General features: G+C 66.1%; 8 protein-coding genes and 3 rRNA genes. 2 read left to right on the forward strand and 9 right to left on the reverse strand.

Features of this window, described 5'->3' with window-relative positions; translation table 11 throughout:
* Positions 1 to 544: 544 nt before the first annotated feature.
* From rrf to WBK31_RS27350, 4 genes are all read right to left on the reverse strand, one after another.
* Positions 545 to 661 (reverse strand): 5S ribosomal RNA (gene rrf, locus WBK31_RS27335).
* Positions 662 to 725: 64 nt separating this feature from the next.
* Positions 726 to 3,838, reverse strand: a 23S ribosomal RNA gene (locus WBK31_RS27340).
* A gap of 306 nt (positions 3,839 to 4,144) precedes the next feature.
* A 16S ribosomal RNA gene (locus WBK31_RS27345) occupies positions 4,145 to 5,667 on the reverse strand.
* Together the 16S, 23S and 5S rRNA genes form the textbook arrangement of a ribosomal RNA operon.
* Positions 5,668 to 6,158: 491 nt before the next feature.
* Entirely contained in the window at positions 6,159 to 6,281 is a 123-nt protein-coding gene (locus WBK31_RS27350; protein WP_406673406.1) for a hypothetical protein, read from the reverse strand.
* A gap of 65 nt (positions 6,282 to 6,346) precedes the next feature.
* On the opposite strand from WBK31_RS27350, the gene WBK31_RS27355 reads away from it, so the two are divergent.
* Positions 6,347 to 7,201: an AI-2E family transporter gene (locus tag WBK31_RS27355; RefSeq protein ID WP_406673407.1), complete on the forward strand. Its 855-nt coding sequence runs from the start codon at positions 6,347 to 6,349 to the stop codon at positions 7,199 to 7,201.
* Positions 7,202 to 7,205: 4 nt separating this feature from the next.
* Here WBK31_RS27355 and WBK31_RS27360 read toward each other — a convergent pair whose 3' ends face one another.
* From WBK31_RS27360 to WBK31_RS27375, 4 genes are all read right to left on the reverse strand, one after another.
* Positions 7,206 to 8,423, reverse strand: a complete 1,218-nt coding sequence (locus WBK31_RS27360; protein ID WP_406673408.1) for a helix-turn-helix domain-containing protein — start codon at positions 8,421 to 8,423, stop codon at positions 7,206 to 7,208.
* A gap of 35 nt (positions 8,424 to 8,458) precedes the next feature.
* The gene (locus WBK31_RS27365) at positions 8,459 to 9,319 is read right to left on the reverse strand and encodes a hypothetical protein (RefSeq protein WP_364070252.1); all 861 of its coding nucleotides are present in this window, start codon (positions 9,317 to 9,319) and stop codon (positions 8,459 to 8,461) included.
* Positions 9,320 to 9,475: 156 nt separating this feature from the next.
* Positions 9,476 to 11,248 carry a DUF2201 family putative metallopeptidase gene (locus tag WBK31_RS27370; protein ID WP_364070249.1) on the reverse strand — a complete coding sequence of 591 codons (1,773 nt, stop codon included), beginning with the start codon at positions 11,246 to 11,248 and terminating at the stop codon, positions 9,476 to 9,478.
* Positions 11,245 to 12,306, reverse strand: coding sequence for a MoxR family ATPase (locus WBK31_RS27375; protein WP_364070246.1), 1,062 nt, complete (start codon positions 12,304 to 12,306; stop codon positions 11,245 to 11,247). The genes WBK31_RS27370 and WBK31_RS27375 overlap by 4 nt, the downstream gene beginning before the upstream one ends.
* A 299-nt stretch (positions 12,307 to 12,605) precedes the next feature.
* Between WBK31_RS27375 and erm the strand changes: the two genes are divergently transcribed.
* A complete protein-coding gene (gene erm / locus WBK31_RS27380; protein ID WP_406675534.1) occupies positions 12,606 to 13,382 on the forward strand; it encodes an ErmE/ErmH/ErmO/ErmR family 23S rRNA (adenine(2058)-N(6))-methyltransferase in 777 nt (258 codons plus the stop codon).
* Here the strand turns inward: erm and WBK31_RS27385 are convergent.
* Positions 13,377 to 14,786: a hypothetical protein gene (locus WBK31_RS27385; RefSeq protein ID WP_406673409.1), complete on the reverse strand. Its 1,410-nt coding sequence runs from the start codon at positions 14,784 to 14,786 to the stop codon at positions 13,377 to 13,379. The genes erm and WBK31_RS27385 overlap by 6 nt on opposite strands.
* Positions 14,787 to 14,834 lie beyond the last annotated feature (48 nt).

The following is a 14,834-nucleotide window of genomic DNA, read 5'->3' on the forward strand; positions in this document are numbered from 1 at the left end:
GTCCACACCGCACAGAGCCTCGAACGCCAGCCGAGCCCGACCGCCCGGAACCCCCACACCACCAACCCGGCTTCCGAACAGCCTCGCGCGACACAAGCCGCCCCAGAGCAGCCTCATGGGGCTCCGATTCACCCGCCCGAAGCGCCCGCCATCAGCCCCCACGCCCGCCCGCGACAAAGGGCTCCTCAGCCACGACCCCGGCCACCAAACTCCTGCCACACCGCCCCGGCCCCAAGGTCCTGCCACACGACCCGTTCACTGATCTCCTGCCGCGCAGAACGGGTCAGCCGCCCGGAGCACACCCCAAGCAGCGCCGGCAACCCAATAACCCCGACCCACCCACCACCAGCCCAAAAACCCGAGACACACAAAACAAACCCCCACCACACACCCCACACAAAAACCAGCACACACAAAAAAGCCCAGGCATACAAAAGAGGGGCCCCAACACCACAACAGATGCCAGAACCCCACCCCCAACACACACAAAAAGAGGGGCCTTGGTATCCGAAACCAGATACCAAAACCCCTCTCATCAAAGATTGTCCGGCGGTGACCTACTCTCCCACACCCTCCCGAGTGCAGTACCATCGGCGCTGAGAAGCTTAACTTCCGGGTTCGGAATGTAACCGGGTGTTTCCTTCCCGCCATAACCGCCGTAACCCCACGAAACAGCACACCATTTGCTGTCTCAGAATTGCCTAGTGAACGCGAGCAAAAGCTTTGTGGTCAAGTCCTCGGCCTATTAGTACCGGTCAGCTCCACACGTTACCGCGCTTCCACCTCCGGCCTATCAACCCGGTCATCACCCGGGAGCCTTACCCCACAACGTGGGTGGGAGACCTCATCTCAAGGCGAGCTTCCCGCTTAGATGCCTTCAGCGGTTATCCCTTCCGAACGTAGCCAACCAGCCGTGCACCTGGCGGTACAACTGGCACACCAGAGGTTCGTCCGTCCCGGTCCTCTCGTACTAGGGACAGCCCCTTTCAAGTCTCCTACGCGCGCAGCGGATAGGGACCGAACTGTCTCGCGACGTTCTAAACCCAGCTCGCGTACCGCTTTAATGGGCGAACAGCCCAACCCTTGGGACCTACTCCAGCCCCAGGATGCGACGAGCCGACATCGAGGTGCCAAACCATCCCGTCGATATGGACTCTTGGGGAAGATCAGCCTGTTATCCCCGGGGTACCTTTTAGCCGTTGAGCGACACCGCTTCCACACGCCGATGCCGGATCACTAGTCCCAGCTTTCGCTCCTGCTCGACCCGTCAGTCTCACAGTCAAGCTCCCTTGTGCACTTACACTCAACACCTGATTGCCAACCAGGCTGAGGGAACCTTTGGGCGCCTCCGTTACCCTTTAGGAGGCAACCGCCCCAGTTAAACTACCCACCAGACACTGTCCCCGATCCGGATCACGGACCAGAGTTAGACGTTCAAAACGACCAGAGTGGTATTTCACCAACGACTCCACCCGAACTAGCGTCCGAGCTTCCCAGTCTCCCACCTATCCTACACAAGACGCTCCAAACGCCAATGTCAAGCTGTAGTGAAGGTCCCGGGGTCTTTCCGTCCTGCTGCGCGTAACGAGCATCTTTACTCGTAGTGCAATTTCGCCGGGTCTGCGGTTGAGACAGCGGGGAAGTCGTTACGCCATTCGTGCAGGTCGGAACTTACCCGACAAGGAATTTCGCTACCTTAGGATGGTTATAGTTACCACCGCCGTTTACCGGCGCTTAAGTTCTCACCTTCGCCCAATCCGAAGACTGAGCTAAGCGGTCCCCTTAACGTTCCGGCACCGGGCAGGCGTCAGTCCGTATACATCGTCTTACGACTTCGCACGGACCTGTGTTTTTAGTAAACAGTCGCTTCCCCCTGGCCACTGCGACCCCCACCAGCTCCAGCAGCAAGTGCCATCACCAGCAGAGGTCCCCCTTCTCCCGAAGTTACGGGGGCAATTTGCCGAGTTCCTTAACCACAGTTCACCCGATCGCCTTAGTATTCTCTACCTGACCACCTGAGTCGGTTTAGGGTACGGGCCGCCACAACACTCACTAGAGGCTTTTCTCGGCAGCATAGGATCATCCACTTCACCACAATCGGCTCGGCATCACATCTCAGGATCACACGCGGCGGATTTGCCTACCGCGCTCCCTACATGCTTACCCCAGGACAACCATCGCCTGGGCTGGACTACCTTCCTGCGTCACCCCATCGTTTACCTACTACCCGATCGGTTCAAGCGTTCACCCTGACAGTCATCCCGAAGGACAACCCGAGCTAAGGACTCTTAGCATCACGAGGTTCAGTATGGGCGCGTTGAAGCGGGTACGGGAATATCAACCCGTTGTCCATCGACTACGCCTGTCGGCCTCGCCTTAGGTCCCGACTTACCCTGGGCGGATTAACCTGGCCCAGGAACCCTTGGTCATCCGGCGCGAGGGTTTCTCACCCTCGATTCGCTACTCATGCCTGCATTCTCACTCGCACAGCCTCCACAACTAGATCACTCTGCTGCTTCACCGGCTGCACGACGCTCCCCTACCCACCAACAGAACCCGAAGATCCTGTCAGTGCCACGACTTCGGCGGTGTGCTTGAGCCCCGCTACATTGTCGGCGCAGAATCACTTGACCAGTGAGCTATTACGCACTCTTTCAAGGATGGCTGCTTCTAAGCCAACCTCCTGGTTGTCTCTGCGACTCCACATCCTTTCCCACTTAGCACACGCTTAGGGGCCTTAGTCGGTGATCTGGGCTGTTTCCCTCTCGACTACGAACCTTATCGCCCGCAGTCTCACTGCCACGCTCTCACTTACCGGCATTCGGAGTTTGGCTGACGTCAGTAACCTTGTCGGGCCCATCGGCCATCCAGTGCTCTACCTCCGGCAAGAAACACGCAACGCTGCACCTAAATGCATTTCGGGGAGAACCAGCTATCACGGAGTTTGATTGGCCTTTCACCCCTACACACAGATCATCCCCCAGGTTTTCAACCCTGGTGGGTTCGGTCCTCCACCCAGTCTTACCTGAGCTTCAACCTGCCCATGCGTAGATCACCCCGCTTCGGGTCTACAGCATGCGACTCAAACGCCCTCTTCAGACTCGCTTTCGCTACGGCTCCCCCACACGGGTTAACCTCGCCACACACCATAACTCGCAGGCTCATTCTTCAAAAGGCACGCAGTCACATCACAGCTGAGCAAGCCCAGCTAAGCTCCTACGGCTTGTAGGCACACGGTTTCAGGTACTCTTTCACAACCCCTCACCGGGGCACTTTTCACCTTTCCCTCACGGTACTCGTGCACTATCGGTCACCAGGGAGTATTTAGGCTTACCAGGTGGTCCTGGCAGATTCACACAGGATTCCTCGAGCCCCGTGCTACTTGGGATCCCCTCCAACAGTCCATCCAATTTCGCCTACCCGGCTCTCACGGTCTACGGCGCCCCTTCCCAGAGGCTTCAGCTATCAGACGGATTTATCACTGCTCGTGGCTCCGGCAGAAGCCACCGGAAGGTCCCACAACCCCGAACATGCAACGCCTGCCGGCTATCACACACGCCCGGTTTAGCCTCATCCGCTTTCGCTCACCACTACTCACGGAATCACTATTGTTTTCTCTTCCTACGGGTACTGAGATGTTTCACTTCCCCGCGTTACCACCAACCGCCCTATACATTCAGGCGGAGGCAACACCACATGACTGGTGCTAGGTTTCCCCATTCGGACATCCCCGGATCAACGTCTGGTTGGCGACTCCCCGAGGCTTATCGCAGCCTCCCACGTCCTTCATCGGCTCCTGATGCCAAGGCATCCACCGTGTGCCCTAAAAAACTTGGCCACAAAGATGCTCGCGTCCACTATGCAAATCTCAAACAACAAACAGCGACTCCAGACCCCACCATCAGCACAACACCGACGATGTTCGCTGGCCCTGTCTCCAAGGAACCGGTCGCCCGTTTCCTCAGGACCCAACAGTGTGCCCAAGCTCCCCAAGCCCCCGCACGCCCGTTCCCACTCCCAGCCCCCTTAGAGGATGGGCGGTACTAGCACGCCGACAACCCGGCAAACCTGAATAACCAGTGCTCCACTAGTGAGCTGTCACCCCACCACACGAACGGTGATGCAAGGTGAAAAGGCTCCTTAGAAAGGAGGTGATCCAGCCGCACCTTCCGGTACGGCTACCTTGTTACGACTTCGTCCCAATCGCCAGCCCCACCTTCGACCGCTCCCCCCACAAGGGTTGGGCCACGGGCTTCGGGTGTTGCCGACTTTCGTGACGTGACGGGCGGTGTGTACAAGGCCCGGGAACGTATTCACCGCAGCATTGCTGATCTGCGATTACTAGCGACTCCGACTTCATGGGGTCGAGTTGCAGACCCCAATCCGAACTGAGACCGGCTTTTAGGGATTCGCTCCACCTCACGGTATCGCAGCCCTCTGTACCGGCCATTGTAGCATGTTTGCAGCCCAAGACATAAGGGGCATGATGACTTGACGTCATCCCCACCTTCCTCCGAGTTGACCCCGGCAGTCCCCCATGAGTCCCCAACCCTCCGAAGAGGTTGCTGGCAACATGGAGCAAGGGTTGCGCTCGTTGCGGGACTTAACCCAACATCTCACGACACGAGCTGACGACAGCCATGCACCACCTGTCACCCAGCCCAAAAGGGAAACCCCATCTCTGAGGCGGTCCGGGTGATGTCAAACCTTGGTAAGGTTCTTCGCGTTGCGTCGAATTAAGCAACATGCTCCGCCGCTTGTGCGGGCCCCCGTCAATTCCTTTGAGTTTTAGCCTTGCGGCCGTACTCCCCAGGCGGGGCGCTTAATGCGTTAGCTCCGGCACGGAGATCGTGGAAGACCCCCACACCTAGCGCCCAACGTTTACAGCGTGGACTACCAGGGTATCTAATCCTGTTCGCTCCCCACGCTTTCGCTCCTCAGCGTCAGGTAAGGCCCAGCAAGCCGCCTTCGCCACCGGTGTTCCTCCTGATATCTGCGCATTTCACCGCTACACCAGGAATTCCACTTGCCCCTACCTACCTCTAGCCGGCCCGTATCCACCGCAGACCCGCAGTTAAGCTGCGGGCTTTCACGGCAGACGCGACCAGCCACCTACGAGCTCTTTACGCCCAATAATTCCGGACAACGCTTGCGCCCTACGTATTACCGCGGCTGCTGGCACGTAGTTAGCCGGCGCTTCTTCTGCAGGTACACGTCAACTTCGTCCCTGCTGAAAGAGGTTTACAACCCGAAGGCCGTCATCCCCCACGCGGCGTCGCTGCGTCAGGCTTCCGCCCATTGCGCAATATTCCCCACTGCTGCCTCCCGTAGGAGTCTGGGCCGTGTCTCAGTCCCAGTGTGGCCGGTCGCCCTCTCAGGCCGGCTACCCGTCGTCGCCTTGGTAGGCCACTACCCCACCAACAAGCTGATAGGCCGCGAGCCCATCCCCAACCGAAAAAACTTTCCACCACCAGACCATGCGATCGGTGGTCGTATCCGGTATTAGACCCAGTTTCCCAGGCTTATCCCAGAGTCAGGGGCAGGTTGCTCACGTGTTACTCACCCGTTCGCCGCTCGAGTACCCCCGAAGGGGCCTTTCCGCTCGACTTGCATGTGTTAAGCACGCCGCCAGCGTTCGTCCTGAGCCAGGATCAAACTCTCCAAACAATGTCTGGAAAACAATCCCAGCCGACATCAACAACATTGATGCCAACTAAAAGGAATCCACGTCATGGAAACATGACGGGGTAATGCATCATGCACTGGCTTTTAACACACTGTTGAGTTCTCAAGAAACGGACGCGTACATCCCCGACCGAAACCACATCCGCGATCCCGGCGGCGGAGGCGTTCACTCCGTTCGTTTTGTTGTGTCTTAATCTTTTCAGCCGCCCCGAGCCCTGTCAAATTGACCCGACTCGAACGACTTGCCAAGAATTAAGCCGCATCCCCTTTCGGAGACAACCCCTCTAAGTTACCAGCCGTTCCGAGTGCACGCGCACGTGTCACCGGAGTGGTGATCTCTTAGGAGGTGGTCCCCGAGTGAGTCCGGCGATCACCGCCGTTCCCTTGGGACTGGTGAACTCTATGTACGCCTCCCGGAACCGTCAAATCGGCGGTGCGCCCCTGCGTCACGGGTAAGTACGGGGCGTGCTTGATCAATCCGTGCCCCGGGCGGTGATCATCCTGGTCGGCCTGGCCGCCGGGGTGATCGTGCTCTTCGGCATCCGCGAGGTCTCCTCCATCGCCGGCCCCGTGGTGCTGGCGCTCGTGCTCGTCATCGCGGTCTCCCCGGTACGCGGCTGGCTGGCCCGCCTGGCACGCCCCGACCTGGCTCCAGGTCGCCGTGCCCTTCGCCATCGTCGTCCTGATACTGCTCGCCATGGTCGGCATCGTCACCATCTCGGCCACCCAGCTCGCCTACCTGCTGCCCGCGTACACCGACCAGTTCCAGCAGCTCGTGGCCGACGCTCAGCGCTGGGCCTCGGAGCACGGCGTGGGGACCGACGTGCTGAACAGGGCGTTGCAGGCGTTCGACCCCGGCAGGGTGCTGGAACTGGTGCAGGTCCTGCTCGGCAGCCTGATCGGCGTGCTGTCGGCGCTCTTCCTCATCGTGGTGCTGCTGCTGGCGATGTCGCTCGACGCTCCGGTCACCTCGAAAGTGCTCACCGCGGGCGAGGGAAACCGGCCGCACATGGTGACGGCGCTGGCCACGTTCGCGCACAAGACCCGGCGTTATCTGATCGTCTCTACCGTCTTCGGGTTGATCAACGCGATTCTCGACATGATCGCACTGTCATTGTTGGACGTGCCGCTGCCGCTGCTGTGGGGCGTGCTGGCGCTGATCGCCAATTACATCCCCAACATCGGTTTCGTGATCAGCCTGCTGCCGCCGGCCATGCTCGCCCTGCTGGACGGCGGGGTGCGGACGATGCTGCTGGTCATCGGCGCGTACATCGTCATCAACGTCGTCACGCAGTCGTTCATTCTGCCGAAATTCCTGGGTGACGCCGTTGGGCTTTCCACGACGATGACGTTCATCTCGCTGATCGTGTGGACTTTCGTGCTCGGGCCGCTCGGTGCGATTCTCGCCATTCCGCTGAGCCTGCTGACACGGGCGTTGCTGATTGACAGCGACCCGAGCGCGAAATGGGTGCAGGGGCTCGTTTCCGGAAAACGGCCGGTGTCGGGGAAGAAGTGAGGGCCTAAAGAAGGCCCCTCATCGGTCCGCCGCTCAGCCGCCGCACGTCGTTGGCCATGTGGGCCTGGTCGGTGTAGCCGGCCGTGGCGGCGACCTGGGCCAGCGGCAGGCCGGCGCGGGCCAGGCGGAGCGCGTGCTGGAAGCGGACGATGCGCTGGAGCGTCTTGGGCGAATAGCCGAACGCCGCCACGCTGCGGCGGCGTAGCTGGCGCTCGCTGAAGCCGAGCGACCAGGCGACCTCGCTGACCGCCTTCCCCTGGCGCAGCCCTTCCGCGATGGCGGGAGCGGCCGGGTCCAGATCCTGGCCTGCGTGCCCGCACTCGGGATCGAGCAGGCGGCGCTGGACGGCCGCACGCAGGGCTTGCAGCCGCGCCTGTGCGGTGTCGATGGGGCCGTCGGTCAGCTCGCGGATGAAGGCGTGACCGCCTGGCAGGTCCGCCAGCGGTACGCGGCTGTCGAGCAGGTCGGCGAGCGGTACGCCGAAGAACGCGCCGACCGCGCCCGGCCTGAACCGCACCCCGATGAGGATCTCGCCCGTCCCGATGGTGGCCGGTATGGGCCCGGTGTCAGGGCCCGCCACGAACGGCCCGTCGTCGCCCCAGATCAGATCGACGCAGGCATCGGGCACCACGAGCACGGTCTCGGCTTCCGTGCCCTCCCCTGCTCCGGCTGGGCCTTGTGCGCCGAACCGATCCGCGGCTCTCGTGGCGTCCTGTGCACGGGACTGTTCTCCTGTTTCCCCTGCTGCCCGTGCGCCGGACTGCGCGCGGACCACGCGCTCGCCCTCTCGGGAGGGGGACGCCTGCCGAACTGACCGGCCTGCGACAGCCGCAACCGCCTGCCGAGCGTCACCGACCGCCGCCGCGCTCACCCCTCGCCGCGCGTCCCCGCCCGCCGCGCCCACCTCTCGCCACGCGTCGCCGCCCGCAAGTGCCAGGACGGCCGAGCCAACGCCCTCCGCCGCGCGGGCCGGGGAGGAAACGCCGGAGGAAGCGGAAGTGCCGAGAGCCAGGGCATCATGCGCGAAGGCGTCGGAGGCGTCGGAGGCGTCGGAGACGTCGGAGACGTCGGAGACGACGAGGTCAGAGGACGAAACGCCGCAGGCGACGGGGCCAGAGGCCGGAGCGCCGGAGGCGGCGGCATCCAGCGTGTCGCTGGTGCGGAGCCACTCGCAGGCGAGGCGCCCCGCGAGGCCCGGTGACGGCGGCCGTTCGGCGTACATGCCTCCAACGTACGCCGCCCCTCCGACAGATCGCCTTACGGCAGATCGGCCAGCCTCCCGTACGCCTGCAGCGTCCTGAGCCGCTGGACGGTGATGTAACCGCCCCACTCATGCTCGACCAGCGGCGTCCACATCGGCCAGTTCGCCCCCCAGCCGCCTTCTTCTGACTGGGCGGCGAGCAGCGCGTCGAGGTGGGCGTCCAGCAGGTCTTGGGGGAAGAGCGGCAGCGGCGACGGGCGGGGCGCGAAGTCGAGCGGGTGGTGGACGTGGCCGGGCGCGGACAGGTCGTAAGTGACGGTGCCGAGGAGGGTGTCGCGCAGCCGGTCGAACTCGGCAAGCGCGCGTTCCCGGTCGGGGACGTGGCTCAGGAAGGCCAGCACGGCCATGGCGTCGTACGGACCGGGCTCTTTGAGGTCGGCGAGCCGCGCCCAGCAGAACGCGGTGGCCCCGTCCAGCCACGGATGCGTGATGCCGTGTTTGTGCAGCAGTCCCGCGATCGGCGCGGTGGGCACGAGGGCGCCGGGCGGGTCGTCGTCCGTCTGCCACCAGGGGGCGTGCGGCGCGTCGCGGACAGTCGGCAGCACCCAGGGCACCCCGCCGTCGGGCGTGGTCACGGAGGCGAGGTAGTCGCAGGCGGCGGGCACCATCGGCGAGTCGAAGGCGTCCAGCTCGTCCAGGATCCACAGTGCCACCTCGACGGGTTCCGGCTGGCTGGCCGCCCCGCGCAGGTCGGGTTCGAGCGCGTGGCCGAAGCCGCCGTCGGGGTTCTGGTAGGCGCGCAGTGCGTGCAGCACCGGCTCGCGCGGGCCGCCTCGGAAGAGCGCCTGGAAGCGCAGCCTGTCGATGAGGCGTCCGTGGTGCAGCAGGTAGTGCTCGGCACGGTCGAGTACGTCCATGAGGGCCTCCTGTCGTGGACCTCCGACGCTAACGGGGCCGCCCGGCCGTGCGCTTGTAACAATCGGCCGCGTGGAGCGACGGCCTGCCGCACCTGCGCGCCGTCCCCTGCTGGGAGGTGCTGGCCGTCAAGCGCCGGCCCGTCGTCTGTCACGGCGTCACTTGAGGTGGAAGACAGGCCCGCGCGGGCGGAAGGGCAGTGAGGCGCCCTGCGGGATGAGGAAGGCGTGCTCGCGCCGGATGCGCAGCACGTCGCACTGCCCGTCGGTGATCAGCAGGATGGGCCCGTCGGGTGGGAAGTCGTCGGCGCGTTCGAGCAGCCTGACGCCGGGCTGCAGGACGGTGCCGCCCCGGCCGCGCACCCTGACCTTGGAGGCGATCTCCTCGACGGGCAGGTAGCCGGCGTCGTAGGCGGCCGCGTCGCAGAACACCACGCGAGCCCGGGGCACGTCGCGGGCCGCGGCGTAGGAGGCGATGGCGCCGAGTGCCTTGCCGAGCAGCTTGACGTCCATGGAGCCCGAGGTGTCGAGCACCACCCCGAACGTGGTCTTGCGCACGATCTCCTCTGGCCTGATCCGGCCGGGACGCGGGATGTGCGGGGTGGCGGCCTGCCTGCGGGAGGCGCGGGCGTAGGTGCGGCGCCGCTCCTCGGGCTGGAAGTGCTCGTCGAACCAGCGGGCGAGGCGGGCGTCCCACGGCAGCGGCGGCTGGTCGAGGGCGCGGATCTCCTGTTCGAGCCCGGCGGGCAGCAGGCCCCTGCCGCTGGACTGGTGGTAGGCGAGGCCGGTGGTCAGGGCGTTGCGGTAGTACTCGTCGAGATCGACGTAGCCGCCGGCGGGGCGGCGGGGCGGGTGGTCGAGCACGTCGCCGAGGCCGCGCCCGCGCAGCGTGCCGAGCTTCCTGAGGCGGCGCAGGTCGGTGGCGATGCGGTCGTAGACGGCCTCGGCGGACATGCCGGTGAGCGACTGGTCGTACAGCAGGCCTTCCGGCATCTCGCCGACTCCCATCTCGACCAGCCAGCCGTTGATGACGTAGTCGCAGGCGACGTTCCACAGGTACGCGTCGCGCATACCGGCGCGTTCGCCGTGGCGGAGCGCGGCGTGCAGCATCTCGTGTGCCAGCACGAAGCGCCAGCCCTGCTCGGTCTGCTTGCTGAGCGGGTTGATGTAGATCTCCCCCGCCTCGGCGCTGACGGCGGCGATCGAGATGTCCCGGTCGCGGGCGAGGTCGGCGTCGGAGACGATCGTCATGCCCGCGGCCAGCGCGCCGAGCAGCGGGTACGACGACACGAACCAGCGCAGCGCCGCATCCCACGGCCCTTTCACGTGGCCTTGCGCGGGGGTGCGCGGCTCGCCCGCCGCATCCAGCGCGGCCGTGGCGGCGTCGGCGATGCCGATGGCGAACGAGCGCTGGAAGTCGAGGAGGTCGGCCAGCTCGGCGGTGCCGATGCGGAAGTCGGGCGCGCCCAGGGGGCGGTAGGCGTCGGGCACGCTGGTGCGCCGCCACAGCTCCGACAGCGCCACCTCGTCGTGCGGTGGCAGCTCGGCGGGCAACGGCGCGGGGCAGCGGCCGATCTTGAGGGTGCGCAGGAAGCGCTCGACGGCCAGGCAGCAGGCCGCGTGGTACGCCGGGCCGGGCAGGTCGTCGTCGATGTCCTTGGGCGCGCACGAGCGCGGGTCGGCGTGGCCGAAGCCGAGGTGGAGCAGGAGGTGGGCGAACACCCACGCCCATTCCTCGGCGGGGGCGCGGCGTTTGGCGTGGAAGTGCACGTGGCCGCGGGCGTTGACGTACGCCCAGGTGTCGGCGCCCAGGTCGCCGTCTTCGTACAGGCGGCTGGAGAAGACGCGGAACAGCGGCAGCCTGGTGACGGTCTCCCAGCCCTTGAGCGCCTCGGCGCGCCAGGGGTCGGCCTTGGCCTTGCGCCGGCTCATGAGCGGGCGGCCATCAGGCGGGGCACGTCCCTGCCGACCTCGACGAGGAACCAGGTGGGCAGCACGGGCGTGCCGTCGGCGTCGTTGGCGATGACGAGCTGGGCGCACTCCAGGGAGATCTCGGCCAGCTCGACCAGCAGCGTCTTGGCGCGGAAGCCGAGGTCGCGGCCCCGGCTCGAGGCGCCGCGCTTGTCGGCGGGCAGCTCTTTGATCAGGCGGGCGCGGAACGCCTCGGCGAGGAAGTACAGCAGGTCGCGTTCCTCCGGCCGGCGCGGCCACGGCGCGTCGCCCTTGAGCACGGCTTCGAGGTCGTAGGCGTGCCGCACGGTCTTGACGTAGGCGCGGAAGGCGGAGGCGTGGGCGTTGCTGAGGGTGCCGAAGGCGAGCACGCCGAGGGTCTCGTCGGAGATGTCGTCGCCGTACGAGAGCAGCACGTCGGACAGCATGTGCCAGGCGCGCGGCGAGGAGAACGGCTCCTCGGTCTTCGGCGGCGGGCTCCACAGGTGGTCGGGCCGCTGGGTGAGGTAGTCGATGATCCACGGGTGGATGCCGTTGGCGGCGGCCCACTTCAGCCAGTCGTCGGAGGAGGCCCGCAGGTGGACGTGGACCAGCCGGTTGATCAGCGCGGAGGCCATGGGCCTGGCCAGTGCGTTGTCGGTGGCGCGATTGCCCGCGCCGATCACGACGGAGCCGGCGGGCAGTTCGTACGTGCCGATGCGGCGGTCGAGGATCAGCGAGTAGAACGCCTTCTGCACCTCGGGAGAGGCGGCGTTGAGCTCGTCGAGGAACAGGCAGTAGGGCTCGGGCCTGGCGATCGTCTCGGGCGGGGCGAACCTGCTGCGCCCGCCGACCAGCTCGGGCACGCCGATGAGGTCTTCGGGGGCGAGCTGGGTGCCGAGCAGCGTCACACAGTCGAGGCCGAGCGAATCGGCGAACTCGCGTACCAGGGAGCTCTTACCGATGCCGGGCGCGCCCCAGAGGAAGACGGGACGGACCACGGCGACGTGCAGCAGCAGCTCGGGGAGCTGTGCCGGGGTGACCGTGATCGTCGCCTGCATGTCTCCAGATTGTCCGATCTGATCGTCGCGCGCGACGCAATAAATGCTTTGCCCGCCCGGAGCGCCGCCTCCTACAGTGGCCGCCATGTCGAGCATGTGCTGCTGCCCGGTGTTCATCCGCATCCGCCACAGCCGGCCTCTGGCCCGCTAGCGGATGCGATGAGCTGACGACGAGAGGCTGAGCGTCCGCAGGCGCGCCCGGGGCCGTTCGAGAGACCTGTTCATCTCGAGGCCCAGGAAAGGGCAGTGCTGTGGCGCAGAACTTCGCGCACGGGAATCATTCACACACTCAGAAGAAGATCAGGAACGCCGGTGGCGGTCGCACGCCCGTCGATCGGGCGCGGCGCACGCTGTCGCAGAACTTCCTCGTCGACCGGCATGCCGTGCACCTGGTGGTCAAGGCCGCCGCGCCCGAGGGGCTGGTGCTTGAGCCCGGCCCGGGGACGGGGGTGCTGACGTTCGCGCTGGCCGCTGCGGGCGCGCGGGTGATCGGCTACGAGCTGGACCCGCGGCTGGCCGGTGCGCTGGCGGCGCGGACCCCCGACGATGCGCGCATCCAGGTGGTGAGGGGCGACTTCGCGCGGGCGCGGCCGCCGGGCGAGCCGTTCGCGGTCGTGGGGAACATCCCGTACTCGGCGACGTCGCGGATCGTGGACTGGTGCCTGCGGGCGCCCGGACTGACCTCGGCGACGCTGCTCACCCAGCGGGAGTACGCGCGCAAGCGCACCGGCGACTACGGCCGCTGGAGCCTGGTCACGGTGCGGTCGTGGCCGTGGTTCGACTGGCGGCTCGGCGACACGATCGGCAGGGAGAGCTTCCGCCCGGTGCCGTCGGTGGACTCGGCGATCCTGCGTATCGAGCGCAGGCCGCAGCCGCTGGTCACCGGCCGCCGCTCGTACCAGGAGCTGGTGGAGCGGGGTTTCGGCGGGGTGGGCGGCTCGGTGCGCGCCTCGCTGAAGCCGCACTACGCCGGTGTGGACGCCGCGCTCGCGGCGGCCGGCGTGGCCCGCGACGCCGTCGTGGGCCACGTGCACCCCGACCAGTGGGTCACGCTGTGGCGGCGGCTGTGCCTATGAGGCGGCCGGCGACGCCGGGGACGCCGGCGAGCCGACCTTAGTGCCGGCCTTAAGAGGGCGGGCGAGCCCTGGGACCTTCGCGACGCGGCGGCCCCAGGGCATCGCCAGCAGCAGGATCGGCAGCATCACGATCGAGGCCCGCGACCAGTACGTGTGCAGCAGCCACCAGGTCTGCGCATCGAACTGGGTCATGTAGAGGTAGCCGTAGGCCGACCAGAACGACGTGGTCAGGATGGCCGCCCAGGCGAACCTGGTGGGCCTGGCGACCAGGAACGGCATGAACCACAGCAGGTACTGGGCACCGAGCCGGGGCGTCATGACCATGAAGATGAGCAGGATGGCCGTGGTCATGTCGATCGGGTCGGCCCGCCGCCACAGCAGGATGACGACCAGGACGCTGACGTAGATCAGGTTGGTGCCGAACGAGGCCAGCTCGGGCCGCAGGTCCCAGCTTCCGCCGGTGAACCACGGCGTCCAGCCCCATTCGCCGACGATGGGCCGGATGTCGCGGATGGTGTCGATGACGGCCGGGATCTGGCTGAGCGACGTGCCAGCGAAGATCGGCAGCGTCACCAGGAAGAAGACCGGCACGAGCCCGGTGGTGAACAGCCCCATGACGCGGGCGCGCAGGTTGGGCAGGAGCAGCAGCATGCCGGGGATCAGCCAGATGGGCCAGCTCTTGGCACACAGCGCGAGACCCATGAGCAGGCCGGCCAGCGCACCCCGGCGCAGGTGGGCGCGGTCGTCGGGGCCGGGGATCAGCGCACGGTGCAGCATGCCGCCGCGGCCGATCACGCGCGGGATGGAGCCGCGCACGCCGTAGGCGCTGATGCCCTGCCGCACCCTGGCGACGACGTCGGTGACCATGCCGGGCCTGTCGGGGTCGCCGGGGCCGCGCGCCACCACGAACGCGGCCACGCCGAACACCAGCGCGACCGGCTCGACCTGGCCGTGCACGGAGGCGACGAGCAGGGCGAGCGGGTTGAGCGCGTACTGGAAGGCGCGCAGCGACGCCTTGGGGCCGCCGGCGAGCTTGCCGACCAGCGGGATGAGCACGATGTCGGCGACCACGGTGACCAGGCGGCCGGCGTACTCCCACGGGATGCCGAGCCACAGCAGGATGCCGTAGACGTAGGGGATGGTCGGCAGGAAGTGCCAGCCGCCGTTGCTGGCCAGCACCGGGTCCTCGCCGCGCAGGACGGCCTCGCCCGCGGGCTTGAAGCTGTTGACGAAGTCGATCGGCTGCCATGTGCCGATGGCCGCGACGTACATGATGAGCACGCGCACGGCGATGCCGACCGTGAGCGAGACCCAGAGCGGCGGGCGCCAGCCTCGCCACTGCGCGACGAGAGCGAGGATGACACCGGCGGCGAGGACGATCCCCGTGAGAGCTGCGTAATCCATGGCGCGGTCTAGCCTGCCGCATGCCGGGACGTGCTGCCACTCGGCATG

This window comes from Nonomuraea sp. N2-4H, assembly GCF_045291505.1.
Taxonomy (GTDB): Bacteria; Actinomycetota; Actinomycetes; order Streptosporangiales; family Streptosporangiaceae; genus Nonomuraea; species Nonomuraea fastidiosa.

Excerpts from the sequence above, each read along its gene's own strand:
- WBK31_RS27360 (WP_406673408.1), bottom strand. The coding sequence starts at position 8,423 with ATGTACGCCGAACGGCCGCCGTCACCGGGCCTCGCGGGGCGCCTCGCC.
- WBK31_RS27370 (WP_364070249.1), bottom strand. The coding sequence starts at position 11,248 with ATGAGCCGGCGCAAGGCCAAGGCCGACCCCTGGCGCGCCGAGGCGCTC.
- WBK31_RS27350 (WP_406673406.1), bottom strand. The coding sequence starts at position 6,281 with ATGACGAGCACGAGCGCCAGCACCACGGGGCCGGCGATGGAGGAGACC.
- WBK31_RS27365 (WP_364070252.1), bottom strand. The coding sequence starts at position 9,319 with ATGGACGTACTCGACCGTGCCGAGCACTACCTGCTGCACCACGGACGC.
- WBK31_RS27375 (WP_364070246.1), bottom strand. The coding sequence starts at position 12,306 with ATGCAGGCGACGATCACGGTCACCCCGGCACAGCTCCCCGAGCTGCTG.
- WBK31_RS27385 (WP_406673409.1), bottom strand. The coding sequence starts at position 14,786 with ATGGATTACGCAGCTCTCACGGGGATCGTCCTCGCCGCCGGTGTCATC.